This is a genomic window from Delftia sp. 11MD (assembly GCF_050907895.1).
Taxonomy (GTDB): Bacteria; Pseudomonadota; Gammaproteobacteria; order Burkholderiales; family Burkholderiaceae_C; genus Comamonas; species Comamonas tsuruhatensis.
In genome coordinates, this window is sequence record NZ_CP194333.1 from 4,005,103 (window position 1) to 4,031,328 (window position 26,226).

Consider the following 26,226-nt stretch of genomic DNA (forward strand, 5'->3'; position numbering starts at 1 on the left):
GCCATGACTGCGACCATGACAGCGTCCCTGACCATTGGCTGCGCGCCCTGCTGCTGGGGCGTGGACAACGTGGACAACCCGCACCTGCCGCCCTGGCGCCAGGTGCTGGACGAGGCCTGCGAGGCGGGCTTTCGGGGCATGGAACTCGGCCCCTGCGGCTACATCCCGCTCGAGGCGGCCCTGGTACGCACGGAATTCACGCAGCGGCGCCTGTGCATCACCGCCGGCACGATCTTCGACGATCTCGTCTCGCCGGCCCGGCTGCCGCAGCTGCTGCGCCAGACTCGCGAGATCTGCGGACTCATCAGCCAGCTTCCCAGGCCGGCCGCTGCAGCCGGGCAACGCTACCCGGCGCCCTATCTCGTGGTGATGGACTGGGGCCACCCCGAGCGCGACTTCGAGGCCGGCCACCCGGACCGCGCCCCGCGCCTGTCCGATGCACGCTGGGCCGCCATGGTCGATCACATCCGCCAGATAGCGCACCTTGCCTGGAGCGGCTTCGGCGTGCGCGCGGTGATCCATCCGCATGCGGGCGGCTACATCGAATTTGCCGACGAGATCGACCGCATCGCCGCCGACGTGCCGGCGCAGGCCGCCGGACTGTGCCTGGATACCGGCCACCTGCACTACAGCGGCATGGACCCGGCAAGCTGGCTGCGCCGGCATGCGGCACGGCTGGAATACGTGCATTTCAAGGACATAGACGCCCAGGTGTACGGGCAGGTGATGGGCGAGCGCATTGCGTTCTTCGACGCCTGCGCCCGGGGCGTGATGTGCCCCATCGGCCAAGGCGTGCTCGACTATCCGGCCATAGGCGCCACGCTACGGGAGATCGGCTATGCAGGCTGCATCACGGTGGAGCAGGAGCGCGACCCGCGCAATGCGGGTGCCAGCCTGCCCGACGTGGCCGCCAGCCGCGCCTTCCTGGCCCGCACAGGTTTTTGCTGAAGACGCTTTTGCTGAAGACGCAACACAAAGGTGGACACCATGATCGACGGAACCCTTCTGCCCGGCCGCCCGATTGCCTGGGGCATGGTCGGCGGCGGACACAACAGCCAGATCGGCCATGTGCACCGGTCGGCGGCGCTGCGCGACCACAATTTCCGGCTCGTGGCCGGGGCGTTCGACATCGATGCCGCGCGCGGGCGCCGGTTCGGCGAACAACTGGGCGTGGACGTGCAGCGCTGCTACGCCGACTACCGGGCGATGTTCGAGGCCGAGGCCGGCCGCCCGGACGGCATTCGCGCGGTATCCATCGCCACGCCCAACAACACCCATTTCGAGATCTGCAAGGCCGCCCTGCTCTCAGGCCTGCACGTGGTCTGCGAGAAACCGCTGTGCTTCACCACGGCCGAGGCCAAGGAGCTGCTGGAGCTGTCCCTTGCCAGGAACCGCATGGTCGGCGTGGCCTACGGCTATGCCGGCCACCCGCTCATCGCCCAGGCGCGCGAGATGATCGCGCGGGGCGAGCTGGGCGACATCCGCATCGTGCAGATGCAGTTCTCGCACGGCTTTCACAGCGAGGCGGTGGAGCAGTCCAGCCCCGCCGCGCGCTGGCGCATGGACCCGGCCTTTGCCGGCCCCAGCTATGTGCTGGGCGACATTGGCACGCATCCGCTGTACCTTTCCCAGCTGATGCTGCCGGGGCTGAAGATCGAGCGGCTGATGTGCAGCCGGCAGAGCTTCGTCAGCAGCCGCGCCCCGCTGGAGGACAACGCCTTCACCCTCATGCAGTACCAGGGCGGCGCCATGGGCTACCTGTGGGCCTGCGCGGTCAACAGCGGCTCCATGCATGGGCACAAGCTGCGCGTCATCGGCGCCAGGGCCAGCCTCGAATGGTGGGACGAACACCCCAACCAGCTGCGCCACGAAGTCCAGGGCCAGCCGGCGCAGGTGCTCGATCGCGGCATGGGCTATCTGCACCCCGCCGCGCTGCAGGAAGACCGCATCAGCGCAGGCCATGCGGAAGGCCTGTTCGAGGCATGGTCCAACCTCTACCACCGCTTCGCGCTGGCGATGGAGGCCACGGACAGGCGCGATCGCGAGGCGCTGCAAACCATCCTCCATCCGGACATCCACGCTGGCATCGAGGGCGTGCGCTGGGTGGAGAACTGCGTGCGCTCGGCCGATGCCGGCGGGATCTGGGTGGACTACTGCTAGGGAATGCCATGCCCCGCCTGGGCTGCCAGCGGCCCGGGACCCGGGGATCGCCATGGCATCATGGCCCATCCAGAAATCAGTCGATCCCTTGCCCCGGGATCGCCCACCGGCCCGCCTGCGATGAGCCCTTCCCCGCCGCCCCCCGCATCCGTGGACCGACTCCTGCAGCAGATTGCCCAGGAATACGATGGCCTGAGCCGGCAGCTCAAGGCCATTGCCCGCCACATCGAGGTCCACCGCGACCAGCTCGGCCTGCAAGGCATACAGTCCCTTGCCGCGCAATGTGGTGTGCAGCCCTCGGCCGTCGTACGGTTTGCCAAGCATTTCGGGCTCTCGGGTTTTTCCGAGATGCAGCGCCTGTTCCGCGAAGGCCTTGCCGAGCAGATCGCGCCGGGCCGCGCCTATGAACTGCGCGTGCGCGACATGGTCGAGGCCGGCCCCGCCGCCCTGGAGCCCGTGCAGATTGCCGACGAATTCCTCAAAGGCGGCATGGCCGGCATGCAGCAGCTGCGCCAGAACCTGGACGGTCAGGCATTCGACCGGGCGGTGGAGCTGCTGGCCGGCACGCAGGCGATCTGGATCGCCGGCTCGCGCCGCTCGTTTCCCGTGGCCGTGTATCTGGAATATGCGCTGCAACACACCGACAAGCGCATAGGCCTGTTCAGCGCGCTGGGCAGCATGCAGCAGGGGCAGATCCGGTCGGTGCGCAGCGGCGACATGATGATCGCCATTTCCTTCATGCCCTATGCGGACGAAACCGTGCAGGTGGCGCAGTGGGCCAGGCAGCGCAGCGCCCACCTGATCGCCATGACCGACAGCCGCATGAGCCCCATTGCGCGCGAGGCCGAGGCGGCCCTGATCGTGCAGGACAGCGCCACCTTCGGCTTTCGCGCGCTGACGGCGGCCATGGGGCTGGCGCAAAGCCTTTTCGTGGCCCTGGCCTACCGGCTGGAGCTGTCGCTGCGCTCGTCAGCCGCGCCCGGCAGCTTGGCAGCTTGGCAGGCGAGTAGACAAAGCAAAGCGCCACCCTGGGGTGGCGCAGCGGTGGGGCAGGCAGGGGCCGTTGCCGGCCCTTGCCCTGGCCAGGGAGTTCTCAGGCCTTGGCCACGGCGGCCTCGGCAGGCAGGGCCTGCACAGGCTCTCCGTCCAGGGCGGCGTTGAGCTTGCTGTAGTCCAGCTCGTTTTCCCAGCGCGAGACCACCACGGTGGCCACGGCGTTGCCCATGAAGTTCGTCAGCGAGCGGCACTCGCTCATGAAGCGGTCCACGCCCAGGATCAGGGCCATGCCCGCCACCGGCACCTCGGGCACCACGGCCAGCGTGGCGGCCAGCGTGATGAAGCCCGCGCCGGTCACGCCGGCAGCGCCCTTGGAGCTGAGCATGGCCACCAGCAGCAGCGCGATCTCGTGGCCCAGGGTCAGGTGGGTGTTGGTGGCCTGGGCGATGAACAGCGCGGCCAGCGTCATGTAGATGTTGGTGCCGTCCAGGTTGAAGGAGTAGCCCGTGGGCACGACCAGGCCCACGACGGACTTGCCGCAGCCGGCGCGCTCCATCTTCTGCATCAGCGAAGGCAGGGCCGATTCCGAGGACGAGGTGCCCAGCACCAGCAGCAGCTCGGCCTTCAGGTAGCGTGCCAGCTTGAGCACCGAGAAGCCGCACAGCCGCGCCACGAAGCCCAGCACCACGACCACGAAGAGCAGCGAGGTGATGTAGAACGAGCCCACCAGCCAGGCCAGGTTGACCAGCGAACCCAGGCCGAACTTGCCGATGGTGAAGGCGATGGCGCCGAAGGCGCCCAGCGGCGCAGCCTTCATCAGGATGCCGACCAGCTTGAACACGGGGGCCGTCAGCGCCTCCAGGAAGTTGAGCACGGGCTTGCCGGCGTCGCCGACCATGGCCAGCGAGATGCCGAACAGCACGGCCACGAACAGCACCTGCAGGATGTTGTCGCCCACGAAGGGGCTGACCAGCGTCTTGGGGATGATGTCCATGGCAAAGCCGGTGAGCGTCAGCTCATGCGACTTGGCCACATAGCCCTTGACGGCGGCCTGGTCCAGGTCGGCCGGGTTGATGTTCATGCCCGCGCCAGGCTGCACCACGTGCGCCACCACCATGCCGACCACCAGGGCCAGCGTGGAGAAGAACAGGAAGTAGGCCATGGCCTTGAGGAACACCCGGCCCACCGTGCGCAGGTGCGTCATGCCCGCAATGCCGGTGACGATGGTCAGGAAGATCACCGGCGCGATGATCATCTTCACCAGCTTGATGAAGGCGTCGCCCAGCGGCTTGAACTGCTCGGCGTACTGGGGCTCGAAGTGGCCGAGCAGCACGCCCGCCACGATGGCGACCACCACCTGGAAATACAGCTGGCGGTAGAAGGGCAGCCGCTCGGGGCTGGCGGCGTGGGTGGGGACGGCATGCATGGTGCGGCTCCGGCAGGATTTCTGTGGGGTTGACGCACCACCGAGGTGCGGCAAGTTGCGGGAAGGTGCAGGTTGTACCGCTGGCATCCTCCGGCGCCGATAACCTATTGGTATTAGGCGCAGGCGCTCTCCCAGGGAGAATGGACGCAGAATCAGGGTAATCCCCAACCCCTTCCCGTCCCTGGAAGGCACCAAGCTGGCGCCCAATCGGGCCCAGACCACCATGCCCCAACCCGTTCGACGCCCTTCACGCCGCTCCTTCTGGACCCTGCTGCTGCTGTTCGGCGGCATGCTCGCCTGCATGCTGCTGGCCGGGGAGCTGGTCTACCACCGCGCCCTGCGCGGCGAGGCCGAAAGCGTGCAGCGCCAGCTCAGCCTCTACGCCCAGGCCCTGGGCCAGCGCATAGACCGCTACCGAACCCTGCCCGAGGTGCTGGCGCTGGATGCGCAGCTGCGTGCCGCCCTCACCCACCCGCTGTCTCCCGCCGAGGTCGATGCCCTCAACCGCAAGCTGGAGCAGGCCAACGGCGCCAGCCAGTCGTCCACGCTGACCCTGATCGACCGCCACGGCACGGCCCTGGCCGCCAGCAACTGGCGCGAGACGCGCAGCAACGTGGGCGTGGACTACAGCTTCAGGCCCTATGTGCAGCAGGCGCTGTCGCGCGGCAGCGGGCGCTTCTACGGCATCGGCCTGACCACGGGCGTGCCGGGCTACTTCCTGTCGCAGGCCATCCTGGACGAGCACAACGCCGTCGCGGGCCTGGTGGTGATCAAGATCGCGCTGCTGGAGCTGGAGCGCGAATGGCTGCAGACGCCTGACGTGGTCATGGCCTCGGACGAGCACGGCGTGGTCTTCCTGGCCAGCCAGTCCGACTGGCGCTACCGCCTGCTGTCACCCCTGAGCCCCGCCGACGAGGCGGACCTGGCCGCCACGCGCCAGTACATCGACCAGGAACTGCACCCCATGCGCTACCGGGTGCGCCAGGGCCTGGAGCAAGGCAGCCGCCTGGTGCAGATGCAGGAACCCGCCCTGCCCGGCACCACGCTGTGGCAGACCCTGCCCCTGCCCGGCAGCGACTGGCAGTTGCACCTGCTGCATGACACGCAGGCCAGCACCGTGGCCAGCCGCTGGGCGGCGGCGGCCGCGGCGGGGGGCTGGCTGGCCCTGGGCATGCTGGTGCTGTTCGTGCGCCAGCGCAGGCGGCTGGCCGCGCTGCGCCTGCGCAGCCGCCTGGAGCTGGAAACCGTGCTGCGCCAGCATGCCCAGGAGCTGCGCACGGCCCAGGACGGCATCGTCCAGGCCGCGCGCCAGGCCGACACGGGACTGAGCCGCAGCCTGGAGCACCTGCCCCAGGGCGTGGTGGTGATCGATGCCGACCTCAACCTGGTGGCCTGGAACTCGCGCTACGTGGAGCTGTTCCGCTTTCCCTCCGAACTGCTGCGCACGGGCCAGCCCATAGAGAACCTGTTTCGGTACAACGCCCGGCGCGGCCTGCTGGGGCCCGGCCCCATCGAGGAGGCCATCCACCGGCGGCTGCAGCATCTGCGCAGCGGCAGCCCGCACCTGCGCGAAAGCACCAAGGACGACGGCACGGTGCTGGAGATCCGCGGCAACCCGCTGCCCGACGGCGGCTTCGTCACCAGCTATGCCGACATCACCAGCTACAAGAACGCCGCACGCGAGCTGCGCTCGCTGGCCGATGCGCTGGAGCAGCGCATTGCCGAGCGCACGCGCGACCTGGCCGAGGCCAAGCGCGAGGCCGAGCAGGCCAACCGCTACAAGACCCGTTTCGTGGCCGCTGCGGTGCACGACCTGCTGCAGCCTCTGAACGCCGCGCGCATGTTCAGCTCCCTGCTGCGCAGCCATCTGCATGACGAGGCGGGCCGCCACGTGGCCGACAGCATCGACGGCGCCCTGGCCGCGCAGGACGCCATCCTGGGCAGCCTGCTGGACATCTCGCGCATGGAATCGGGCCAGCTGGAGGTGCGCGTGCGCGACTTCGCGCTGGGCCCGCTGCTGCAGGTCATGCGCCACAACTTCGGCATCCTGGCCGAAAGCCGGGGCCTGCGCCTGAGCGCGGTGGACACGCGCTGCGTCGTGCGCAGCGACGAGGCCCTGCTGCGCCGCATCCTGCAGAACTTCCTGTCCAACGCCATACGCTACACGCGCCAGGGCCGCATCGTCATCGGCTGCCGGCGCCAGGGCCAGCAGTTGCGCATCGAGGTGCACGACCAGGGACCGGGCATTCCCGAGAGCCTGCAGCACGAGATCTTCGAGGAATTCCGCCGCCTGGACGAGGGCCATGGCGACGACCGTGGTGCCGGGCTGGGCCTGGCCATCGTCGAGCGCCTGGGCCGGCTGCTGGGCCATGAGATCGGCCTGCGCTCGCAACTGGGCCGGGGCAGCGTGTTCTGGGTCTGCGTGCCGCTGGGCGACCCGGGCGCCGTGCCGCAGATCGCCGCAAGCGCGCAGACCGGCGACCCGGACCAGGATGCACCGCTGCAGGGCATGAACGCCTGGTATGTGGAGGACGATCCCCAGTCCTGCACCGCCATGCGCGCCCTGCTGCAGCGCTGGGGCTGCAGCGTGCCGCTGGCCGGCGGCCCGGCCGAGGCGCTGGCGCTGGCCGCGCCCGGCGAGGCACCGCAACTGGTGCTGCTCGATGTGCGCCTGGGCCAGTTGCACGGCCCCGATGTCTACGCGCAGCTGTGCCAGCGCTGGGGCCAGTCGCCGCCCGTGATCCTGGTCACGGCCGAGCGCGACGGCATGCTGCGCCGCCAGGCGGCCGAGCGCGGCTGGGGCTTTCTGGCCAAGCCCGTGCGCCCGCCCGCGCTGCGCGCGCTCATGAGCCAGATGCTGCTGCGCCACCGGTAGGGGCACGGCACGCCGCGGCATGGAGTTCAGGCCGTGCCGTCGTTCTCCAGGCTCTTGACCAGCACGGCAGCCTGCGTGCGGCTGTAGCACTCCAGCTTCTTGAGAATGGCCGTCACATGCACCTTGACGGTGTTCTCGGCCAGCCCCAGTTCATGGGCGATCTGTTTGTTGAGCAGGCCGTCGGCCAGGCACAGCAGCACGCGGAACTGCTGGGGCGTGAGCTGGGCCAGCCGCGCGGCCAGCGCGGCGTCGGCCTCGGAGCGCTCGGCGGCCATGGGCGGGAACCAGCTGCCGCCGTCCAGCACTTCCTGCAGGGCCGTGCCTATGGCCTCGGCCGGCGCCGACTTCGGAATGAAGCCCGCGGCACCGAACTGCTGGGCACGGCGGATCACGCGCGGATGGTCGTTGGATGAGATCACCACCACCGGAATGTCGGGGTACTCGCCGCGCACATGCAGCAGCGCGGAGAAGCCGCGCGCGCCCGGCATGGCCAGGTCCAGCAGCACCAGTTCGATCTCGGGGTGCTGCTGCAGCGCCGCCCCCAGGGTCGCAGCGCTTGCGGCCTCCAGCACGGCGAACTGCGGCAGGGCCTCGCGCAGCACATGGATCACCGCAGCGCGGAACAGCGGGTGGTCATCGGCAACAAGCAGGGTGGATTCGGACATGGGCGCGAGTCTGACACGTCTGCAAACACATGCCCGGCTCATGGACCCCCGTGGAGGCCGGTGGCCGGGTTGCAGGCTGGCACGCCGTTTGCAATCAGTTGCAGCCACAGGCCTGGCAACAGGCGGAAATCTTCCTCCAACCGACGAACAAGGAGCCCTGAATTGACCTTTGAGCCCTCTTGCAAGGACCTGCTGCACAGGCCTGGTGCCCCGGCCCCAACCCAGTGCACGGCAGCGTTCAAGCCGCGAGAGTGCAAAACACAAATTAAGTTTCGTCATAACTGTGTCAAAGACACCACTTTCTGGCCGGTGCAATGGCTGGGATGCGTTGTAATACGCGGCTTAGCCAGTCTGGACTGCCTCGCGCGCGCACCGCAAAGGCACGCCGACACCGGCCGGACCCTGATGCGAAAACGCCACTGTCCCAGGTTTGCCACATAGCCCGCCCAGGGCGTTTGCCTCATCGTCTGCCCCGGTCACAGCACTGGCCAACCGTTTCCACTATCCAACAATGAAAGACTCCTCAACATGAAACGTTCCTTCATCGCACTGGCCGCTGCACTGGCCTGCGCCGGCGCTGCACACGCCCAAAGCTCGGTCCAGCTGACAGGCCTGGTGGACGCCTATGCCGGCTCCATGCGCATGGCTGGCGACGCCAGCGGCAAGGGCGTCGTGGGTTCGGGCGGCATGACCACCTCCTGGTGGGGCATGAAGGGCCAGGAAGACCTGGGCGGCGGCCTGAAGGTCGATTTCCAGCTGACGGCCTTCATGCGCGTGGACACCGGCAGCCCCGGCCGCTTCGACGGCGACCCGTACTTCTCGCGCGATGCCAACGTCGGCCTGTCCGGCGGCTTCGGCACGGTGCGCCTGGGCCGCGGCATGGCGCCCAACTTCCTGCCCACCATCCTGACCAACCCCTTCGGCGACTCCTTCACCATCTCCCCGCTGGTGCTGCACGCCAACGTGGGCACGGCAGCCTGGGGCTCGGCCAACCTGACCACGCCGTCGGACACCGGCTGGAGCAACCAGATCGTCTACAGCACGCCCAAGTTCGGCGGCCTGCAGGCCAACGTCCACTACCAGTTCGGTGAAAAGGGCGGCGACTCCGGCAAGAAGAACATCGGCGTGAACGCCATGTACTTCGGCGGCCCGCTGAGCCTGGTGGCCTTCTACGAACGCGCCCAGATCAGCAACCCCGTGAGCCTGGCCGTCATGCCCACCAAGACCGACTGGATGCTGGGCGGCACCTACAACTTCGAAGTGGCCAAGCTGTACGCGACCTACGGCCAGGCCAAGGTCAAGGACCTGGACCGCAAGAACAGCACCTACTCGCTGGGCCTGGACGTGCCCGTGAGCAGCGCCGGCACCATCAAGGCAGCCCTCGCCCGCACCAAGGCCGAGATCGGCGCCGTGGACTCCACGCGCACCACGGCCAGCCTGGGCTACGACCACTACCTGTCCAAGCGCACCGATGTGTACACCGTGCTGATGCACGACCGCATCACGGACCTGAAGTCGGGCACCAGCCTGATCGCGGGTATCCGCCACCGCTTCTAAGGCGACGCCTGGCCTGCCAGCACGGGCCGGGGACTTACGTCCCGAACTTTCAGCGAGGCCCTGCCTCGCTTTTTTTTTCGGCCTTCTGAAGATCGATAGGGAATTTCTCCCACCGCTTTTTTCACGAACGTCAAGAGAGAAAGCGATTGTCCGACAGCCACGCTGCGCAATCCGGTGTGCAATGGAGTCCAGGCCCAGCCCCATGCTCTGCCTGCGCTGCCAGACAGGAGGTGCACCATGCGCAGACCCAGCCCCTTCGGACGTCATCCCTTCATTGCCTTCACCGCCACGGTATTGCTTGCCGTCGCCGCCAGCGTTGCCACCTTGTGGCTGGACAGCGCCGCCCCGGCCGCAGACACCTTGCTGCAAAAAGACCCGGGCGCCCTGCTGTCGTCGATGTAGGCCCTGCAAGCGCCTGCAAATGCCTGCCCAGCGCCATCCCTTGCGGACTGGCGCTGTTTTCATTTGCCGGCCGATGCGCCGGTTGATGTACCTGCCGATGCGCCTCCACCGCTGGCCGTCTTCTCCAGCAGCGCCAGCCTGCGCCTGACGGCCTGGGCCTTGCCCACCTCGCCCGCCTGATCATGGGCCCTGGCCTGCAGCAGCAGCCAGGCCATCACCGCCCGGCGCCAGCCCTGGGCCGAGGCGGTCTCGGCACCCAGCTCCAGCAACTGGGGCTGTGCCGCCCCCGCCCGCAAGGCCGCGCCGGCCGCTACCAGCCGGGGCAGCGGCTCCTTGATGGCGCCCACGGCAGCCAGCGCCGAGGCAGGCGCACCCAGCAGCGCCTGCGCCACGGGGCGCTGTAGTTCCGGCAATAGCGCAATGTCTTCGGGCCGGGGCCTGCCTTGCAAATAGCGCGCATAGGCGGCCTCGGCTGGCGCCGCGTCAAGCGCCAGCGCCTGGTAGCCGGGGCAGTCGTCCCATTCCAGACTGGCCACCTGGGCCGCGCAGCGCATCAGTTCAAGGCGCGCGGCCAGGTCGGTGCGGCCCGTGGCGGCCACCTCGGCGCGGGCCTTGTCCCATTCCAGGGCCTGCACGCGCTGGCGGCCTTCCAGGTAGGCGGTGGAGGCGCGCTGGGACGCAGATTCGGCATTCAGCGCCCAGTCCGGCGCGGGCGGGCGGCTGCTGCAGCCGGCCAGCACCAGGGTCAGCACGGCGCCGGCGACGGCATGGCGCGCCAGGAGGGTTGCGGCAGAAAGTTTCTTGGCGGCAGCACTCATGGCAGCTTCAACTCCGGTTGATGGGCAAACGGCCACTTGCGCTGCAGGTCGGCCAGCACGCCTTCGAGGCGGCGCAGGTTGCCCTCGACCTCGGCGCGCAGGGCGCCCAGGTCGGCCGTGGCCTCGCGCGCATTGGAGCCCACGGCCTGGGCCTCGGCCAGCACGGCGTCCACCTTGCCCAGCGTGCGGCGCGTGTCGGCCAGCAGGCCGTTGAGCTGCACCACGGTGGAACGCACCTCGGGCATGACGCCGCCGGCGTCGAACACCTGGCTGTCGGCCCGCGCCACCATGCGCTCCATGCGGGCCAGCGTGGCGTTGGCGCGGTCCAGCAGGGCCGTGACCTTGCGCGCCTCCTGCTCGCTGCCCATGACCACGCCGAGCACGCCGCCCGGCCCCTGGGCCCGGCCGGCCAGGCCGCGCAGCTCGGTCAGCGACCCGCCCAGGGCCGAATCCGGCGCGGTGAGCTGGGCGATGTTGCCCAGCACTTCCTTGGCCGTGGACATGATCTGCGGCAGCTCGGCCGTGGCATCGCCGCGCAGCACGGGGCGCACGGCCTCGTCGGGCAGCGGCGGATCGCTGAGGATGCCGCTGTAGGCCTTGATGGTGGTGCCGCCCACCAGCCCCTTGACCAGGGTGAAGACGCTGGACTCGCGCAGCCAGTGCGCGTCCTTGCGCGGCACGTCGATGAGGATGCGCACATTGCCGTCCTCGGCCAGCTCGATGCGGCGCACGCGCCCGATCGGAAAGCCCGAGAAGGTCATGTCCATGCCCACGCTCACGCCCTCGGAGTCGTCGGCCGTGAGCACCAGGCGCTGCGTGGCGTCGAACACGCCGCGCGAGTACAGCAGGTACAGGGCCGATCCAAGAATCAGCACCAGCGTGAACAGCAGCAGTCCAGCCGCCTTGGCGCGCAGGTGCGCCACGGGCTTGAGGGCCTCGATTTCCTCGCCGTCCCAGGGGTCTGGCGGCGGGCGCCGCGTATCGGTCATGGCATTCCTTGTTCTGGCACGGGCCTTGCCGTGCATGTGGGGTTCGTGGAGTTCAGCGGGCGTGCTCAGTAGTAGTTGCCCATGAGCGAGATCACCTCGATCACCAGCAGCACGGCAAACATGCGCGCAAAGCCGCCCAGCGCCGCGCCGCCAAGCCGGTGGCGCCGCAGCGGCGCATACAGGCCCGAAGCCATGGGCATGATGGCCACGGTGAGGCTGAAGAACCAGGTCTTGAGCACGAAGACCAGGGTCACGGCCGGCGTGAAGATCTGGCCGAAGATGCGCGTGTAGCCGGCCAGGCCCGCCAGCGTGAAGCCATAGACGCTCAGGTAGACGGTGACCAGGGCCACCACGCAGCTGAGCACGGCCAGCGTGACCGAGGCAAACACGCCACCGGCGGCGCGCGGCACCAGGGCCATGCGCAGCGGATCGGAGCCGCGCTCCTGCCAGGCCTGGAGCTGGCCCCGCGCGCGCAGCTGCGCAATCAGCGTGCCGTTGGGAATGGTGCAGCGCATGGCCACGAACAGTGCGGCCGTCAGCGGGATCAGCTCGATCACCAGCACGCGCACCACCATCTCCAGCGCATAGCGCGACAGCCCATAGCTCAGCGCCGTGACGATGACGATGCGCGTGATCACCGCGCACAACAGCGCCGCCAGCGCCGTGAAACCCAGCAGGATGGGCCCGGTCTGCACATAGATCTGGTGCGCCATGGCACGCCGCGCGCCGCGCCGGTAGCTGGAAGGGGACATGGCCAGCACCAGCAACACGGCGCCCAGGTAGACGCTGCGCCACCAGGCCAGCGCATGGTCGCGCAGCGCCGCCCAGATGCGGTCGGGAAGGGACAGGGCTGCGTGGCTGAGGCTCATCGGTCGATGATAGCGAGCCGTACCGGGACGGTCCGTCGGACGCCGGCGCAAGACAGGCAGCCGCGGACGGCGCTACACATGGCGCTTGGCGCCGGTGCTGCCCAGGGCAGGCGCCAGCGGCTCGTCGGCCTGGGCGTGCAGGGCCTCGATCAGATGGCAGTAGCTGGCCGACCCGTCGCACTGGCTGCGCAGCTGCATCAGCTCATGCTCCAGCGCGCGCAGCTCGGCCAGGCGCTCGCGCACATGGCCCAGGTGCGCATCCAGGGTTTCGTTGGCGGCCACGCAGTCGGCCTTGCTGGCGCCGTCCAGCGCCAGCAGGGTGCGCACCTCGTCCAGCGACATGTCCATGGCGCGGCACAGGCGGATGAAGCGCAGCCGGTGCACATCGCTGTCGCTGTACAGCCGGTACTGGTTGTCCTCGCGCGCGCCTGCACTGAGCAGCCTTTCCTTCTCGTAGTAGCGGATGTTGGCGGCGGCCACGCCGGAACGCTTGGCCGCCTCGCCGATGCGCCAGCGCGCAGATTCATGCTGTGACATGCTTGACCTTGAAGTGACTTCACCGTTTCCAATGCTCGCATGAACTCCAATCGCCTGCCAAGCCCTCAGGGCAACGAGGCCCTGAAAGCCTTCCCAGCCCATTCCACGCCCGCCTCGACTTCGCCGTCTTCCGCCTGCGGCACCGATTGCTGCGCGCCCTTCACCATCACCCAGCCCACGCCGGCCCGCAAGAAGGCCCATGGCCACTCGCATGCGCACGGCGAGGGCCATGGCCACGATCACGACCACAATCACGACCACGGTCACGACGAGAGCGATCCCCATGCCGGCCATGACCACAGCGTGCTGCCCGGCTGGCCGCGCATCACGGCCGCGCTGATTGCAGCCGTGCTGGCCGAAGCCGCCCACTGGCTCAGCGGCTCCCAGGGCGGCGTGCCGGCCCTGCAATACGGCGGCATGGCCGTGGCCGTGCTGGCCATTGCCCTGTCGGGGCTGGGCGTCTACAAGGCCGGCATCCGCGACGTGCTGCGCCTGAAGCTGGGCATCCATGCGCTGATGGCCATTGCCGTCACGGGAGCCTTCGCCATCGGCCAGTGGCCCGAGGCCGCCATGGTCATGGCCCTGTACGCCGCGGCAGAGCGCATCGAGGACCAGGCCATGGACCGCGCGCGCAATGCCATCCGCAGCCTGCTGCAGATGGCGCCCGAGACGGCCGACGTGCTCCAGCCCGACGGCAGCGTTCAGCGCGTGGCGGCCGCCGACGTGGCGCTGGAAGCCACCGTGCGCGTGGCCCCCGGCGCGCGCGTGCCGCTGGACGGCGTGGTCCTGCGAGGCCAAAGCTCGGTCAACCAGGCGCCCATCACCGGAGAAAGCGCCCTGGCCGACAAGGCCCCGGGCGACGAGCTCTATGCCGGCAGCATCAACCAGGATGGCGAGCTGCAGATGCGCGTCACCTCGGCGGCCAATGACAGCCTGATTGCGCGCATCGTCCATGCCGTGGAGCAGGCCCAGGCCTCCAAGGCACCCACCCAGCGCTTTGTCGATCGCTTTGCCGCCGTCTACACGCCCATCGTGCTGGTGCTGGCCATTGCGCTGGCGGTGCTGGCGCCGCTGGTCATGGACTGGAGCTGGCATGACGCGGCCTACCAGGCCCTGGCCCTGCTGGTCATCTCCTGCCCCTGCGCCCTCGTGCTGTCCACCCCCGTCACCGTGGTCAGCGCGCTCACGGCGGCTGCACGCCGCGGCCTGCTGATCAAGGGAGGCCAGGCGCTGGAATCGGCGCGCAAGCTGCGCGCCATTGCCCTGGACAAGACCGGCACGCTGACCACGGGCAGCCCGAAGCTGGTCGAATGGAAGTTCTGGAGCGAAGAGGATGCAGCCCGGGACGCCGCCCCTGGCCCCGCCCTGCCCGCCGCGCGCGCCCTGGCCCTGGCCGGCCGCTCGGACCACCCGGTCTCGCGCGCCATTGCTTCCGGCCTCCAGGCCGACGCCGCCGTGGCCGCCGATGCCGCGCGGGCCTCGGTCAGCAAGCTGCTGGCCCTGCCCGGCCGTGGCGTGCAGGCCGAGATCGACGGCCAGCTCTGGACCCTGGCCAACCTGCGCTGGGTGCAGGAGCAAGGCTGGGACAGCGCCGCGCTGCGTGCCAGCCTGGCGATGCACGAAGCCCAGGGCCGCACCGTGACCCTGCTGGCCGACAGCAGCGGCGTGCGGGCCCTGTTCGCCGTGGCCGACCCGTTGCGGCCCCAGGCCCGCGAGGCCGTGGCGCGCCTGCAGGCCCTGGGCGTGCAGCCCGTGGTGCTCAGCGGCGACAACACGGCCACCGTGCGCTCCATCGCTGCCGAAGCCGGCATCCAGGACGCGCGCGGCAGCCTGCTGCCGCAGGACAAGCTCGACGCACTGGCCAAGCTGCAACGCACACGAGGCCCCACCGCCATGACGGGCGACGGCATCAACGACGCGCCGGCCCTGGCCCAGGCCGATATCGGCTTTGCCATGGGCGGCATGCACAGCACGGGCATGGCCATGGAAACCGCCGACGTGGTGCTGATGAACGACGACCTGCGCCGCCTGCCCGAGGTGGTGGAGCTGTCGCGCAGCGCCCACGCCGTGCTCTGGCAGAACATCGCCCTGTCGTTGGGCGTCAAGCTGGTGTTCTTCGCGCTGGCCCTGGCCGGCAACGCCAGCATGTGGCTGGCCGTGCTGGCGGACATGGGCGTGAGCCTGCTGGTGGTCGGCAACGGCCTGCGGCTGCGCCGCTGGGGCAGCGACAGGGAGGCGGCATGACCGACGCCCAGCGCCGTGCCGCCTTCACCCACCTGCTGCACAGCTTCCGTTCAAGCCAGGACCAGGCGCCCGCACAGCGCTGGCTGCTGCTGGAGGCCAGCCATGTGCTGGGCCAGCAGCTGCTGGGCCTGCACTGGCGATCCCACTGCTGGATGCTGCGCCACGCGCTGCAGCTGCGCGACGGCAGGGAGGTCGCCGGCCAGCTGCTGCGCCTGGCCCTGGTGCCCGCAGGCCATCTGCTGGACCGGCTGCCGCGCGGCAACACCGGCCGCACCACGGTGCCGGCCACCCTGCCCATGGACATGCCACCCGCCATATCGGCGCTGATCGCCGAGGCACTGCGCACCACGCGCCGCCCGCCCGGGCAGAGGGCCCGCACCTGAGGAACTTCGTGGCACCGTCCGGTATCATCCATGCCTATGCGTCGCCCCTTGTCCATTGTCCTGGTCTTGCTGCTGGTCCTGCGTGGCCTGCTGGGCGATGCCATGGCCATGGGGGCGGCTCCGGTGATGGGCGTCCCGGCTCCGGCCGTCGCATTGGCGTCGGACTCCGCACTCCACCACCATGCGCCGGAGATCGCGCAGTCGCCGGACAGCCATGAACGGCATCCGGCACACGCCACGGAGCAGCCCTCTCACCCCTCGCATACGTCGCACGCCGAGCACAGTGCAGACTGCTCCCCCCAGGCCGGCAGCCCTGCGGGCGGCGGCTGCGGCGAGCATGAACACGGCCCCAGCTGCACCCTGTGCGGCATCTGCCATTCGGCCCTTTTCACCCCTGGCCAGATCGGCTCGGACGGCGCTGCGCCGTCCGCCGCACTGCGCCCCCAAGGCAGCACGCGCTTTGCCAGCGCGGCCAAGCTGCAGGCCATCAAGCCACCCATTTCCTGAAGCCTGACGCCCGAAGTGCGTCCGCGCCCACCCTGCCGCCTGCCCATGGGCAGCCCGTTCTCGGGCATGGCAGGACGCTTGGCTGCGGATGCGTCACCCGTTACGCATTCAGGAGATCACCATGCGCCGCGCGCATTTTCTCGCCCCCCTCATCCCCCTCATCCATTTCGGGCTGGCGGCCCTTGCCGTCTCCAGCCCCGCGGCCTGGGCCCAGGTCCATGACGGCAAGCATCCGCCGGCCTCTTCGTCCGCAGGCCTGACCGGCGCCATCGATCCGGCAGCCGCCAGCCTGCCCCTGCGCCATGCGGCCCTGCCGCCCAGCGGCGCCGTGGAAACCGAGCTGACCGACTGGCGCCAGGCCAACGCCGCCGTGGGCGAGTTTCCCAACGGCCATGTGGACATCCTGCGCTGGGAGGCGGCCCAGGCCGGCCGATCCACGCCTGCGCCGTCCCCGCACGGCTCTCACCTGCAGCACGGAGGCCGGCCATGAAGCGCACCGTCTTCGCCCCCACCCGGCTGGTCGGCGCCATGGCTGCCGTGCTGGCCCTGGCCGGCTGCGCCAGCATCTCGCCCGACGGCCTGCGCGGCGCGGTCCAGTCCCATACCGCCAGCCGCCTGCCGGACGGCGCCGAACTGCCGCCAACCGATCTGCAGGCCCATGACGCGGCGCAGCATCGCATCGACGAGTGGCTGCGCCAGCCACTGGACATGGACCAGTCCGTGCGCATCGCACTGCTCAACAACCCCGGCCTGCAGGCGCGCCTGGCACAACTGGGCGTGCAGGATGCAGACCGCGTGCAGGCCCTGACGCTGCCCAACCCCACGCTGACCCTGGGCCGCATGGTCAACAGCGACGAGCGCGAGATCGAGCGCCAGCTGAGCTTTGGCCTGGTCAGCCTGATCACCCTGCCCTGGCGCAGCCGCTGGCAGGGCATGCAAATGGAACAGGCCACCCTGACCGCCGCGCAGGACGTGCTGCGGCTGGCCGCCGACACGCGCCGCGCCTGGCTGCGCGCCGTGGCCGCACGCCAGCAGCTGGCGGCCAGCGAGCGCATGCACGAGGCTGCCGAGGCCGGGGCCGAGCTGGCGCGGCGCATGGCCCGCGTGGGCAACTTCAGCCGGCTGCAGCAGGCGCGCGAGCTCAGCATCCAGCAGGACACCGCAGCGCAGCTGGCGCGTGCGCGCCTGGCCGCCACGGCCGAGCATGAGCAACTGGCCCGCCTGATGGGCCTGTGGGGACGGCGCATCGATTTCAAGCTGCCCGACCAGTTGCCCGCCATCCCGCAGGCCGCCACGCAGTTGCGCGCCGGGGACGATGCCGAAGCCACCGCGCTGCGCGAGCGCCTGGACCTGCGCGCCCTGCGCCGCGACCTGGACCATCTGGGCGAGCGCCGGGGCTGGGCGCGCGCCGGCGCCATCTTCGGCGACATCGGCCTGGGCTACAGCCGCAACACCGCCACGGACCGGGCCACCGGCCACAGCGATGTGACACGCGGCTGGGAGATCGACCTGCCCCTGCCGCTGTTCGACTGGGGCGGCGCCGCCAGCGGCCGCGCGCGCGCCGAGCTGCAGCGCAGCGCGGCCCAGCTGCAGCAAGGCGCCATCCAGGCGCGCGCCGAGGCGCGCAGCAGCTGGATGCGCTACCGCACGGCCTGGGACCTGGCCCACCAGCAGCAGGCCGAGGTGCTGCCGCTGCGCCGCTTCATCCAGGACGAAACCATGCTTCGCTACAACGGCATGTTCGTCAGCGTCTGGCAATTGCTGGCCGAGGCCCGCAGCAGCGCCCAGGCCGTGGCCACCGCCACCGATGCGCAGCGCGACTTCTGGCTGGCAGAGACCGACCTGCAGCTGGCACTGACCGGCACGTCGCCGGGAGCCATCCAGGCTGCCGCCAGCGCTGCCGCGCCCACCCCCACCAACGAAGCGAGCCACTGACATGAACCGCCGCAATTTCTTCACCGGCGCCGCCGTGGCCGCCGTCTCCAGTGCCGCCGTCAGCCGCGTGGCCCTGGCCGCCCTGCCCGAGGCAGCGACCCAGTCCTCGGCCGAAACGGCCGCCCCGCTGGCCCCGCCCAACGGCCGCCCCTACCGCCCCGTGGTCACGCTCAACGGCTGGACCACCCCCTGGCGCATGAACGCAGGCGTCAAGGAATTCCACCTGGTGGCCGAGCCCGTGGTGCGCGAGGTGGCGCCGGGCTTCTTCGTCAACATGTGGGGCTACAACGGCCAGAGCCCCGGCCCCACCATCGAGGTGGTGGAAGGCGACCAGGTCCGCATCTTCGTGACCAACCGCCTGCCCGAGCACACCACCGTGCACTGGCACGGCCAGCGCCTGCCCAACGGCATGGACGGTGTGGGCGGCCTGACCCAGCCGCACATCCCGCCCGGCAAGACCTTCGTCTACGAGTTCACGGCGCGCCGGCCCGGCACCTTCATGTACCACCCGCATGCCGACGAGATGGTGCAGATGGCCATGGGAATGATGGGCCTGTGGATCACGCACCCGAAGGTGGCGCACCCGCAGATCGCCGAGGTCCAGCGCGACTACGCCTTCCTGCTGTCGGCCTACGACGTGGAGCCCGGCTCCATGACCCCACGCGTGGCCGAGATGACGGACTTCAACATCTGGACCTTCAACAGCCGGGTGTTCCCCGCCATCAGCCCCGTCGTCGCCCGGCGCGGCGACCGCGTGCGCCTGCGCGTGGGTAACCTGACCATGACCAACCACCCCATCCACGTGCATGGCCACGAGTTCGAGGTCACGGGCACGGACGGCGGCCCCGTGCCCCGGTCCGCACGCTGGCCCGAGGTGACCACCGACGTGGCCGTGGGCCAGATGCGGCAGGTGGAGTTCATCGCCGACGAGCTGGGCGACTGGGCCCTGCACTGCCACAAGAGCCACCACACCATGGGCGCCATGGGGCATGACACGCCGACCATGATCGGCGTGGACCACCGGGGCCTGGTCGGCAAGATCCAGAAGATCGTGCCCGACTACATGGTCATGGGCGAGCGCGGCATGGGCGACATGGCCGCCATGGAAATGCCGCTGCCCGACAACACCTTCCCGATGATGACGGGCACGGGCCCCTTCGGCCCCCTCGAGATGGGCGGCATGTTCACCACCCTCAAGGTGCGCGAGCAGCTGGGCGCCAACGACTACGGCGACCCGGGCTGGTTCACCCACCCCAAGGGCCGCGTGGCCTATGAATGGAAGGGGCCGGCGGCCGAGGCCTCCGCGCCGCGCCAGACCACGCCCGGCCAGTCTCCCGGCGCACCCAGCGTGCGCAAGCCCGGTGCGGGCCATGAGCACCACTGATGCCATCCAAGGAGTCCCTCATGAACACCTTTGCCCTCCTCCTCGCCACGGCACTGCTTGCCGGCCCCGCCGCCGTCTTCGCCCATGGCAGCGAAACCCACGATGACGCTCCCAAGGCCGCCGCGGTCAAGAAGCAAAAGCCCTGGGGCATTGCCGGCGATGCCTCGGCCGCCCGGCGCACCATCACCCTGGACATGAGCGACAACATGCGCTTCACGCCAGAGCGCATCAGCGTCAGGCGCGGCGAGACGGTGCGCCTGCGCGTGGCCAACAAGGGCCAGGTCATGCACGAGATCGTGCTGGGCACGCCGGCCTCGCTGGACGAGCACGCGCAGATGATGCTCAAGTTCCCCACCATGGAGCACGGCGAGCCCTACATGGCCCATGTCTCGCCCGGCCAATCCGGCGACCTGGTCTGGAATTTCAACCGCGAAGGCAGCTTCGACTTTGCCTGCCTCATCCCCGGCCACTACCAGGCCGGCATGCGCGGAACCATCACCGTGACGCAATGAGCGCGCCACTTCTTCCCCCCTTCAGGAGCACCCGATGAAACATGAACGCATGGCATCCGCCCACCCGCGCCGCAGTGCGCTGCGCCGCATGGCCCTGGCCTGCACGGCATTCGCCGCCCCTTCGCTGTGGGCGGCTGCACCCACGGCCCGCATCCCGGTCGAGGTCTGGAAGGACCCCAACTGCGGCTGCTGCCAGGACTGGGTGGTGCACATGGAGCACAACGGCTTTGCCGTCACCGTGCACGACACCGGCAACAGCGCCGTGCGCGCCAGACTGGGCATTCCGGCGCGCCTGGGCTCCTGCCACACGGCCCTGGTCGAAGGCTATGCGCTCGAAGGCCATGTGCCTGCGACCGACGTGCACAAGCTGCTCAGGCAAAAGCCCAAGGCGGTGGGCATTGCCGTGCCCGGCATGCCCGTGGGCAGCCCTGGCATGGACGGCCCCGAGTACGGCGGCCGCAAGGACCCCTACGAGGTGCTGCTCATCACCAAGAACCTCATGAACAGCGACGTTTCCACCCGCACCTTCACCAGCTACCGCTGAACCCCGGAGCACACCATGCACAACACAGCCCTCCTTGTTTCCCGTACGTCCCGTACCGCCCTTGCCGTGCGCCTGGCACTTGCCGCCGCGCTGATCCCGGCCTGGGCCTGTGCCCAGGCCACGGCCCACGACCATGCGGCGCATGGCGCGCAATCTGCCGAAACCGCACCCGCCGCCGCCAGCCAGGACCTCAGCGAAGGCGAGGTCACGCGCTGGGATGCACGCACCAGCAAGGTCACGCTGCGCCACGGCGAACTCAAGAACCTGGGCATGCCGCCCATGACCATGGTCTTCCAGCTGCGCGTGGCAGCACCCGAGCCCGCCCTCAAGGCTGGCGACAAGGTGCGCTTTCGCGCCGAGCAGGACCAGGGCGCCTTCGTGGTCACGCAGCTGGAAGTGCTGCGCTGAAGACCGGGTGCAGGGCTGCCGTTTCGGCTAAGGTGAAGGCCTGTCCATCACAGAGCAGAGCAGCGCATGCCAAGCACCGACTCAGACCCCGGCTCCATCACCCGCGTACAGGGCATCGAGGTAGGCCACCACACCGATGCCCGCCGGCCCACGGGCTGCACCGTCGTGCTGGCGCGCGGCGGTGCCGTGGGAGGCTGCGATGTGCGTGGCGCCGCCCCCGGCACGCGCGAGACCGACCTGCTGCATCCCTCCAACCTGGTGCAGCAGGTGCATGCCGTCATGCTCTCCGGTGGCAGTGCCTGGGGGCTGGACGCGGCCAGCGGCGCCATGCGCTGGCTGGACGAGCAGGGCATAGGGCTGGATGTGGGCGTGGGCCGCGTGCCCATCGTGCCGGCCGCCGTGCTGTTCGACCTGGCGGTGGGCGACAGCCGCATTCGCCCGGGTGCCGATGCCGGCCATGCGGCCTGCCAGGCCGCCAGCGCCGCGCGGCCTGCCGAGGGCAATGTGGGCGCCGGCATGGGCGCCTGCGTGGGCAAGGTCTTCGGCATGGATCGCGCCATGAAGGGTGGCATCGGCACGGCCTCGCTCACCGTGCACGGCGTCACCGTGGGCGCGCTGATCGCCTGCAATGCCGTGGGCGATGTGGTCGATCCCCACAGCGGCGTGCTGCTGGCCGGCGCGCGCAGCCCCGATGGCCGCCAGCTGCACGACACCTGCCGTGCCTTGCTGCGCGGCGAAGAGCCCCGGCCGCTGCTGGCAGGCACCAACACCACCATCGGCGTGGTTGCCACCGATGCACGCATCACCAAGGCCCAGGCCCAGCGCCTGGCCGTGTTGGCCCATGACGGCCTGGCACGCGCCATACGACCCGTGCACACCATGAGCGATGGCGACACCCTGTTCGCCCTGGGCACGGGCTTGGCCGAGCACTCGCTGGGTATGCTGACCCTGTCCGCCATGGCCGCCGAGGCCGTGGCCCTGGCCACGGTGCGCGCCGTGCTGGCCGCGCAGTCGCTGACCACGGCCGAAGGGCTGGAGCTGCCCTGTGCCAGGGAGCTGGCCGCCTGCCGGCCCTGACCGGGTTCAGGCCTGCAGTACCACCGCCCAGGCGTCGTAGCCGTAGACGCCATCGGCATTGCCACCGGCGCGCAGCCAGTTGTTGCCGCGCGAGCCGATCTGGATCTCGCTGGTGCGGTGCATGCGCATGGCCTGGTAGCGCGCCAGGGCAGCGGGCACCTGCTGCGATCCCTGGGCAGCGTCCAGGTTGCGCGCCAGCACCACGGCATCCTCGATGGCCATGCCCGCACCCTGGGCCATGAAGGGCATCATCGGGTGGCAGGCATCGCCCAGCAGCGTGATGCGGTCCTGCGACCAGGCCGGCAGGGGATCGCGCTCGTACAGCGCGGTCTTGAGCACCGTGTCGCAGGCGTCGAGCAGCGCCCGCGCGTCGGGATGGAAATCGGCATAGAAGCCGCGCAACTCCTCGACGCTGCCCGGCGTGGTCCAGGATTCCTCATGCCAGGATTCCTGGGCCGTGGTGGCAAAGATGAAGGTATCGCGCCCCTGGTTCAGCGGAAAGGTCACGATCTGGCTTTGCGGCGTGGCGCCCCACCATTTGGTGAAGGCCTGGATGTCGGGCACATGGCGCACGCGCTCGGTAGGCACCACCGCGCGGAAGGCCACCACGCCCGTGAAGCGCGGGCTTTCGGCGCCGAACAGGGCCGCACGCACCACGGAGTGGATGCCGTCCGCGCCAATGAGTGCGTCCAGCTCGGCCACTTCGCTGCCATCGGTGAAGGCGATGTCCACGCCTTGCCCCCTCTGCGTGATCTGGCTGGCGCGCTTGCCCAACTGCACCTGGTCCAGCGGAAAGGCATCGGCCAGGGCCGCCAGCAGGTCCGCGCGGTGGATGGTGAGCTGGGGTGCGCCGTATTTGCGCTCGGCCTCGTCACCCATGGTCAGGCGTGAGGTTTCCTCGCCCGTGTCCCAGTTGCGGCTGATGCGGTGCGTGGGCCGTGCGGCGCTGGCACGCACGGCGGCGGCGATGTCGGCGCCCAGGCCATCGAGGGCGCGCACGGCATTGGGCGTGAGGTTGATGTCCGCGCCCACGCGCAGGAACTGCCGGCTTTGCTCGAACACCAATACTTCATGCCCTGCCTGGTGCAGCGCATTGGCTGCCGCCAATCCGCCAATGCCTGCTCCGACGATGCCTATCCTCAAACGCGCCATGGTTCCTGTCTCCTGCTGGTGGGGTCTATTCGGTGGTGATGCGCCCCATGATCCGGGGCGCATCGATGCAGGACATTGTCTTTTTGACGCGCCTCAAGCCTCAACCTCCGCAACGCCCGAATTGGGCACGATTCGTCCCCATCGGCGCCGGCGCATGTCCGGCAGGCGCCTCAGTCCACGCGCCGCAGCTGCCCTTGCACCAGCAGCTTGTCGCGCATGCGGCGCGTCATGGACTGGGTGCTGCCATCCGTGGCCGTGAACAGGAACAGCGTCTGCTGCGGGCTGACCCAGGTCAGCTGGGTGCGGATGCTCTGCCGGGCATTGGACAGCTCCACCCAGGTGCCCAGCGCCCAGTCCTCGGAGACCACGGGCGCCACAGGTTCAGGTGCAGGTGCAGGTGCCACGGATGTCGCATGCGGCGTCACCTGGGGCCCGGCAGGCTCGCCAGGCATCCTGGTCGGCGACGCCGCAACGGCCGGGGGGGCAGGCAGCTCGTCCTGCAGCGCCTCGGGCAGCTCCAGGTCCTGCTCGGTCAGGGTGGCCATCTCGTGCGCCATATCGCTCGCCATGGGCTGCGGCACATCCAGCGGCACCGGCATGGAGGCCGCCACGCCGAACAACGACTGTGGCAGGCGCGCTGCCGAGGAGCCGGGCCTGGCCTGGCCGGGCCCGGCAGCATCGAACCGGGAAGGCAGGGACGCCAGCACCGAGTCCGACCCATAGACGGTGGGCGGCACGGAGTCCAGATAAATATCCACGCTCTCTATGGGCTGGCGGACCACACCGGCATCCAGCGCATCCTGGTGCAGGCCGGCCAGGCGCGCGGCAAAGGCCTGGATCTCCTCCTCCGTGCGCCCCACGCTGCGCAGGCCGGCGCGCAGCCGGGCCTGCAGGCGCGGCGCCAGCGCCACCAGCCGGTCGGTATCGCGGCCGGCGTGTGCGGACACGCTCCACAGCAGGCTGGGCACCAGGGCGAGGTAGCCGCCGGGGTCGCGGGCCTCGCTGCCGTCCACAGGCTCCTGGACGCTGGCAATCACCTGGGCCCACGGCCCCGTGGCGAATTCCAGGATGTCATCGGGTACGCCCTGGGCACTGGGCAGGCGCCGGATGGCGGCTGCGATCTGCTCGGCCCGGGGCATGGCGGTTTCCGGCCAGCGCGGGTCCGCACGCCGCCCTTCCACGCGCCGGAGCGCGGCCGAGACGGGGCCGGTCACCGTGCCATCTTCAGGCGCTTCGCTCGGGCCCACGGGCTGCATGCCGCTGCCGCCCCAACCGTCACGCAGCTGCTGCAGCACCGTGGCAAAGGCCGATGCATCGGCGCGCTGCAGGGCCGCCAGCCGCATGGCAGCGGAATCGGCCACCTGCAGGAACTGGCCATAGCCCGGTGCAGACTCACTGTCGAACCACAGGCTGCGCGCCGTCAGCTCGTCGAGCAGCTGGCGCGCAGGGTGATTGCGGTCCTCGAAAAAGCGCGTGTCCTGGACCACCAGCTGCTGCAGCAGCGGCTCCAGCCGGCCCACCGTGCGCTGCACGGAAGGCAGCAGGCGCGTGTCGGCGGCCATGAAGCGCATCATGCGCTGCAGCGTATGCAGCGCCGCGCCGTCGTCGGCGCGCGCGCCCGGGGGAGGCTCCTGCGGCTCCTGCGGCTGCAGGGCCTGCATCAGCTGCTCCAGCTGGGCCGAGTGGTGCTGCACGGACTCCAGCGCCATGCAGCTCAGCGAGGTCCAGCCTTCGGGCAGCGCCGCCAGCACGGTGGGTGCCGTCTCGCTGCCCTGCCAGGCGGTGGTCTGCAGCCGGCTTGCGCCGTCCATGGCCGGCGCAAACTGCCCGGGCACGGAATAGGCGGATGGTTGGGCCAGCGCCAGCATGGAAGAAGGCGCCGCAGCGGGCGCCTCGCGGTGTGAATCCATCCAGCGGGGGTCGGACAGCAGGGCGGCCACCAGGCGCCGCGTCAGCTCATCTTCCTGCGCCTGCTGGCCGAAGGCGCCGTAGGCGCGGCTCTGTGCCACGGCATCGCCATAGTGTGAAGGCGCACGCCAGCGGTTCGGCCCCGGCATGTCGGTCTGGCGCCGGCCCGGCTCGGGCGGCGGTGCCACGCCATAGGCGGCAGGCTGCACGCCCTGGTCGCGCAGGGACTGGGCCACATGGCCGTACTCGGATACCAGCAATGCGCCCAGATGCTCGCGCATGAAGCCCAGCCAGCAGGCGGCGCATTCGGGCTCGACCCCGGTGTCGTCGATCACGCGCTGCAGCGCCTGCACATAGTTGTGGGGCCTGAGCGGGTTGCGTTCGGGCTGGACACGGTCCAGGCCCTGGATGGCGCTGACCAGGGCATCGAGCTCGGCCAGTGCGATCTCCACCTGCGGCGCCACATGCTGCAGCAGGCGCTGGTGGGCCAGCTGCGACTGCAGCACGGAGTCATCCAGCAGGGAGAGGGAGGCGAAATCGGTGGTGCCGGGCACACCGGACATGCCCGGCACCGGCGGCCAGGCGGCAGCGCCACCGGATTGGCCAAAGCATTCCAGCAGCGCCAGCCCATAGCCCTTGAGCATGGCGGCCCGGTGGCGGGCCAGCAATTCCAGCGCCTCGGGGATTTCAGCGCGGCGCGGCAGGCCGGAGCCAGGCAGCTCGGCCTGCTCCATGGCATGAGCCGTGCGCTGCAGCAGCCGCAGGATCAGCGCCTCCGAGCCGCGGACAGCCTGCACCAGGCAGGCCTGCAACGCGGCAACAGAAACGGGTGGAGGATTCATGGCCCGAAGAATACAGGCTCCAGCCCGTGCCGGAGG

General features: G+C 69.9%; 23 protein-coding genes and 1 pseudogene. 16 read left to right on the plus strand and 8 right to left on the minus strand.

Annotation, left to right across the window (positions count from 1 at the left end; translation table 11 throughout):
- Positions 1-15: 15 nt before the first annotated feature.
- The 3 genes and pseudogenes from ACRSCF_RS18090 to ACRSCF_RS18100 all read left to right on the plus strand — a co-directional run.
- Entirely contained in the window at positions 16-948 is a 933-nt protein-coding gene (locus tag ACRSCF_RS18090; RefSeq protein WP_126312004.1) for a TIM barrel protein, read from the plus strand.
- A 39-nt stretch (positions 949-987) separates the two neighbouring features.
- Positions 988-2,160, plus strand: coding sequence for a Gfo/Idh/MocA family protein (locus ACRSCF_RS18095; RefSeq protein ID WP_034365007.1), 1,173 nt, complete (start codon positions 988-990; stop codon positions 2,158-2,160).
- 120 nt (positions 2,161-2,280) lie between these two features.
- Positions 2,281-3,135, plus strand: a pseudogene (locus ACRSCF_RS18100) (MurR/RpiR family transcriptional regulator); the annotation flags it as partial.
- A gap of 118 nt (positions 3,136-3,253) precedes the next feature.
- Here the strand turns inward: ACRSCF_RS18100 and ACRSCF_RS18105 are convergent.
- Positions 3,254-4,582, minus strand: coding sequence for a dicarboxylate/amino acid:cation symporter (locus tag ACRSCF_RS18105; RefSeq protein ID WP_016449906.1), 1,329 nt, complete (start codon positions 4,580-4,582; stop codon positions 3,254-3,256).
- 223 nt (positions 4,583-4,805) lie between these two features.
- Between ACRSCF_RS18105 and ACRSCF_RS18110 the strand changes: the two genes are divergently transcribed.
- Positions 4,806-7,457: a hybrid sensor histidine kinase/response regulator gene (locus ACRSCF_RS18110; protein WP_034364964.1), complete on the plus strand. Its 2,652-nt coding sequence runs from the start codon at positions 4,806-4,808 to the stop codon at positions 7,455-7,457.
- Between the two features lie 26 nt (positions 7,458-7,483).
- On the opposite strand, the gene ACRSCF_RS18115 is transcribed toward ACRSCF_RS18110, so the two are convergent.
- Positions 7,484-8,122 carry a LuxR C-terminal-related transcriptional regulator gene (locus tag ACRSCF_RS18115; RefSeq protein WP_016449908.1) on the minus strand — a complete coding sequence of 213 codons (639 nt, stop codon included), beginning with the start codon at positions 8,120-8,122 and terminating at the stop codon, positions 7,484-7,486.
- Between the two features lie 528 nt (positions 8,123-8,650).
- Between ACRSCF_RS18115 and ACRSCF_RS18120 the strand changes: the two genes are divergently transcribed.
- Together ACRSCF_RS18120 and ACRSCF_RS18125 are read left to right on the plus strand one after the other, a co-directional pair.
- Positions 8,651-9,679: a porin gene (locus ACRSCF_RS18120; protein WP_016449909.1), complete on the plus strand. Its 1,029-nt coding sequence runs from the start codon at positions 8,651-8,653 to the stop codon at positions 9,677-9,679.
- 237 nt (positions 9,680-9,916) lie between these two features.
- Entirely contained in the window at positions 9,917-10,081 is a 165-nt protein-coding gene (locus ACRSCF_RS18125; protein ID WP_016449910.1) for a hypothetical protein, read from the plus strand.
- A 59-nt stretch (positions 10,082-10,140) separates the two neighbouring features.
- On the opposite strand, the gene ACRSCF_RS18130 is transcribed toward ACRSCF_RS18125, so the two are convergent.
- From ACRSCF_RS18130 to ACRSCF_RS18145, 4 genes are all read right to left on the minus strand, one after another.
- Complete coding sequence (locus ACRSCF_RS18130) at positions 10,141-10,899, minus strand: hypothetical protein (protein WP_244386328.1); 759 nt, start codon at positions 10,897-10,899, stop codon at positions 10,141-10,143.
- Positions 10,896-11,888 (minus strand): MlaD family protein, encoded by a 993-nt coding sequence (locus ACRSCF_RS18135; protein ID WP_012204766.1) that lies wholly within the window; start codon positions 11,886-11,888, stop codon positions 10,896-10,898. The genes ACRSCF_RS18130 and ACRSCF_RS18135 overlap by 4 nt, the downstream gene beginning before the upstream one ends.
- A gap of 65 nt (positions 11,889-11,953) precedes the next feature.
- Positions 11,954-12,757, minus strand: coding sequence for an MlaE family ABC transporter permease (locus ACRSCF_RS18140; protein ID WP_034364961.1), 804 nt, complete (start codon positions 12,755-12,757; stop codon positions 11,954-11,956).
- 72 nt (positions 12,758-12,829) lie between these two features.
- Entirely contained in the window at positions 12,830-13,294 is a 465-nt protein-coding gene (locus tag ACRSCF_RS18145) for a Cd(II)/Pb(II)-responsive transcriptional regulator (RefSeq protein ID WP_017404568.1), read from the minus strand.
- 39 nt (positions 13,295-13,333) lie between these two features.
- Between ACRSCF_RS18145 and ACRSCF_RS18150 the strand changes: the two genes are divergently transcribed.
- The 10 genes from ACRSCF_RS18150 (at position 13,334) to ACRSCF_RS18195 (ending at position 22,288) form a co-directional block, all read left to right on the plus strand.
- A complete protein-coding gene (locus tag ACRSCF_RS18150) occupies positions 13,334-15,538 on the plus strand; it encodes a heavy metal translocating P-type ATPase (protein WP_244386331.1) in 2,205 nt (734 codons plus the stop codon).
- Positions 15,535-15,921 carry a DUF3703 domain-containing protein gene (locus ACRSCF_RS18155; protein ID WP_016449914.1) on the plus strand — a complete coding sequence of 129 codons (387 nt, stop codon included), beginning with the start codon at positions 15,535-15,537 and terminating at the stop codon, positions 15,919-15,921. Before ACRSCF_RS18150 ends, ACRSCF_RS18155 begins: the two co-directional genes overlap by 4 nt.
- A gap of 48 nt (positions 15,922-15,969) precedes the next feature.
- Positions 15,970-16,428, plus strand: a complete 459-nt coding sequence (locus tag ACRSCF_RS18160; RefSeq protein ID WP_239009424.1) for a hypothetical protein — start codon at positions 15,970-15,972, stop codon at positions 16,426-16,428.
- Between the two features lie 121 nt (positions 16,429-16,549).
- On the plus strand, positions 16,550-16,918 hold the full coding sequence (locus tag ACRSCF_RS18165) for a hypothetical protein (RefSeq protein ID WP_244386332.1): 369 nt from the start codon (positions 16,550-16,552) through the stop codon (positions 16,916-16,918).
- Positions 16,915-18,363, plus strand: coding sequence for a TolC family protein (locus ACRSCF_RS18170; protein ID WP_244386333.1), 1,449 nt, complete (start codon positions 16,915-16,917; stop codon positions 18,361-18,363). The genes ACRSCF_RS18165 and ACRSCF_RS18170 overlap by 4 nt, the downstream gene beginning before the upstream one ends.
- Position 18,364: 1 nt before the next feature.
- Positions 18,365-19,747, plus strand: a complete 1,383-nt coding sequence (locus tag ACRSCF_RS18175; RefSeq protein WP_034364954.1) for a multicopper oxidase family protein — start codon at positions 18,365-18,367, stop codon at positions 19,745-19,747.
- A 20-nt stretch (positions 19,748-19,767) separates the two neighbouring features.
- Entirely contained in the window at positions 19,768-20,259 is a 492-nt protein-coding gene (locus ACRSCF_RS18180) for a cupredoxin domain-containing protein (protein WP_034364952.1), read from the plus strand.
- Between the two features lie 34 nt (positions 20,260-20,293).
- A complete protein-coding gene (locus ACRSCF_RS18185; protein WP_034364949.1) occupies positions 20,294-20,803 on the plus strand; it encodes a DUF411 domain-containing protein in 510 nt (169 codons plus the stop codon).
- Between the two features lie 15 nt (positions 20,804-20,818).
- The gene (locus ACRSCF_RS18190; RefSeq protein ID WP_016449920.1) at positions 20,819-21,211 is read left to right on the plus strand and encodes a copper-binding protein; all 393 of its coding nucleotides are present in this window, start codon (positions 20,819-20,821) and stop codon (positions 21,209-21,211) included.
- A 66-nt stretch (positions 21,212-21,277) separates the two neighbouring features.
- The gene (locus ACRSCF_RS18195) at positions 21,278-22,288 is read left to right on the plus strand and encodes a P1 family peptidase (protein WP_034364945.1); all 1,011 of its coding nucleotides are present in this window, start codon (positions 21,278-21,280) and stop codon (positions 22,286-22,288) included.
- Positions 22,289-22,294: 6 nt separating this feature from the next.
- Here the strand turns inward: ACRSCF_RS18195 and ACRSCF_RS18200 are convergent, their stop codons facing one another.
- Together ACRSCF_RS18200 and ACRSCF_RS18205 are read right to left on the minus strand one after the other, a co-directional pair.
- Positions 22,295-23,440 carry an FAD-dependent monooxygenase gene (locus ACRSCF_RS18200; protein ID WP_244386335.1) on the minus strand — a complete coding sequence of 382 codons (1,146 nt, stop codon included), beginning with the start codon at positions 23,438-23,440 and terminating at the stop codon, positions 22,295-22,297.
- Positions 23,441-23,610: 170 nt separating this feature from the next.
- Complete coding sequence (locus tag ACRSCF_RS18205) at positions 23,611-26,190, minus strand: DUF1631 family protein (RefSeq protein WP_244386336.1); 2,580 nt, start codon at positions 26,188-26,190, stop codon at positions 23,611-23,613.
- Positions 26,191-26,226 lie beyond the last annotated feature (36 nt).

Bases quoted from the DNA above. Each gene is read 5' to 3' on its own strand.
- ACRSCF_RS18120 (WP_016449909.1), top strand. From the start codon at position 8,651: ATGAAACGTTCCTTCATCGCACTGGCCGCTGCACTGGCCTGCGCCGGC.
- ACRSCF_RS18190 (WP_016449920.1), top strand. From the start codon at position 20,819: ATGCACAACACAGCCCTCCTTGTTTCCCGTACGTCCCGTACCGCCCTT.
- ACRSCF_RS18115 (WP_016449908.1), bottom strand. From the start codon at position 8,122: ATGTCCGAATCCACCCTGCTTGTTGCCGATGACCACCCGCTGTTCCGC.
- ACRSCF_RS18090 (WP_126312004.1), top strand. From the start codon at position 16: ATGACAGCGTCCCTGACCATTGGCTGCGCGCCCTGCTGCTGGGGCGTG.
- ACRSCF_RS18145 (WP_017404568.1), bottom strand. From the start codon at position 13,294: ATGTCACAGCATGAATCTGCGCGCTGGCGCATCGGCGAGGCGGCCAAG.
- ACRSCF_RS18195 (WP_034364945.1), top strand. From the start codon at position 21,278: ATGCCAAGCACCGACTCAGACCCCGGCTCCATCACCCGCGTACAGGGC.
- ACRSCF_RS18110 (WP_034364964.1), top strand. From the start codon at position 4,806: ATGCCCCAACCCGTTCGACGCCCTTCACGCCGCTCCTTCTGGACCCTG.
- ACRSCF_RS18150 (WP_244386331.1), top strand. From the start codon at position 13,334: ATGAACTCCAATCGCCTGCCAAGCCCTCAGGGCAACGAGGCCCTGAAA.
- ACRSCF_RS18180 (WP_034364952.1), top strand. From the start codon at position 19,768: ATGAACACCTTTGCCCTCCTCCTCGCCACGGCACTGCTTGCCGGCCCC.
- ACRSCF_RS18205 (WP_244386336.1), bottom strand. From the start codon at position 26,190: ATGAATCCTCCACCCGTTTCTGTTGCCGCGTTGCAGGCCTGCCTGGTG.
- ACRSCF_RS18135 (WP_012204766.1), bottom strand. From the start codon at position 11,888: ATGACCGATACGCGGCGCCCGCCGCCAGACCCCTGGGACGGCGAGGAA.
- ACRSCF_RS18185 (WP_034364949.1), top strand. From the start codon at position 20,294: ATGAAACATGAACGCATGGCATCCGCCCACCCGCGCCGCAGTGCGCTG.
- ACRSCF_RS18130 (WP_244386328.1), bottom strand. From the start codon at position 10,899: ATGAGTGCTGCCGCCAAGAAACTTTCTGCCGCAACCCTCCTGGCGCGC.
- ACRSCF_RS18165 (WP_244386332.1), top strand. From the start codon at position 16,550: ATGCGCCGCGCGCATTTTCTCGCCCCCCTCATCCCCCTCATCCATTTC.
- ACRSCF_RS18140 (WP_034364961.1), bottom strand. From the start codon at position 12,757: ATGAGCCTCAGCCACGCAGCCCTGTCCCTTCCCGACCGCATCTGGGCG.
- ACRSCF_RS18095 (WP_034365007.1), top strand. From the start codon at position 988: ATGATCGACGGAACCCTTCTGCCCGGCCGCCCGATTGCCTGGGGCATG.
- ACRSCF_RS18105 (WP_016449906.1), bottom strand. From the start codon at position 4,582: ATGCATGCCGTCCCCACCCACGCCGCCAGCCCCGAGCGGCTGCCCTTC.
- ACRSCF_RS18200 (WP_244386335.1), bottom strand. From the start codon at position 23,440: ATGGCGCGTTTGAGGATAGGCATCGTCGGAGCAGGCATTGGCGGATTG.
- ACRSCF_RS18170 (WP_244386333.1), top strand. From the start codon at position 16,915: ATGAAGCGCACCGTCTTCGCCCCCACCCGGCTGGTCGGCGCCATGGCT.
- ACRSCF_RS18125 (WP_016449910.1), top strand. From the start codon at position 9,917: ATGCGCAGACCCAGCCCCTTCGGACGTCATCCCTTCATTGCCTTCACC.
- ACRSCF_RS18155 (WP_016449914.1), top strand. From the start codon at position 15,535: ATGACCGACGCCCAGCGCCGTGCCGCCTTCACCCACCTGCTGCACAGC.
- ACRSCF_RS18175 (WP_034364954.1), top strand. From the start codon at position 18,365: ATGAACCGCCGCAATTTCTTCACCGGCGCCGCCGTGGCCGCCGTCTCC.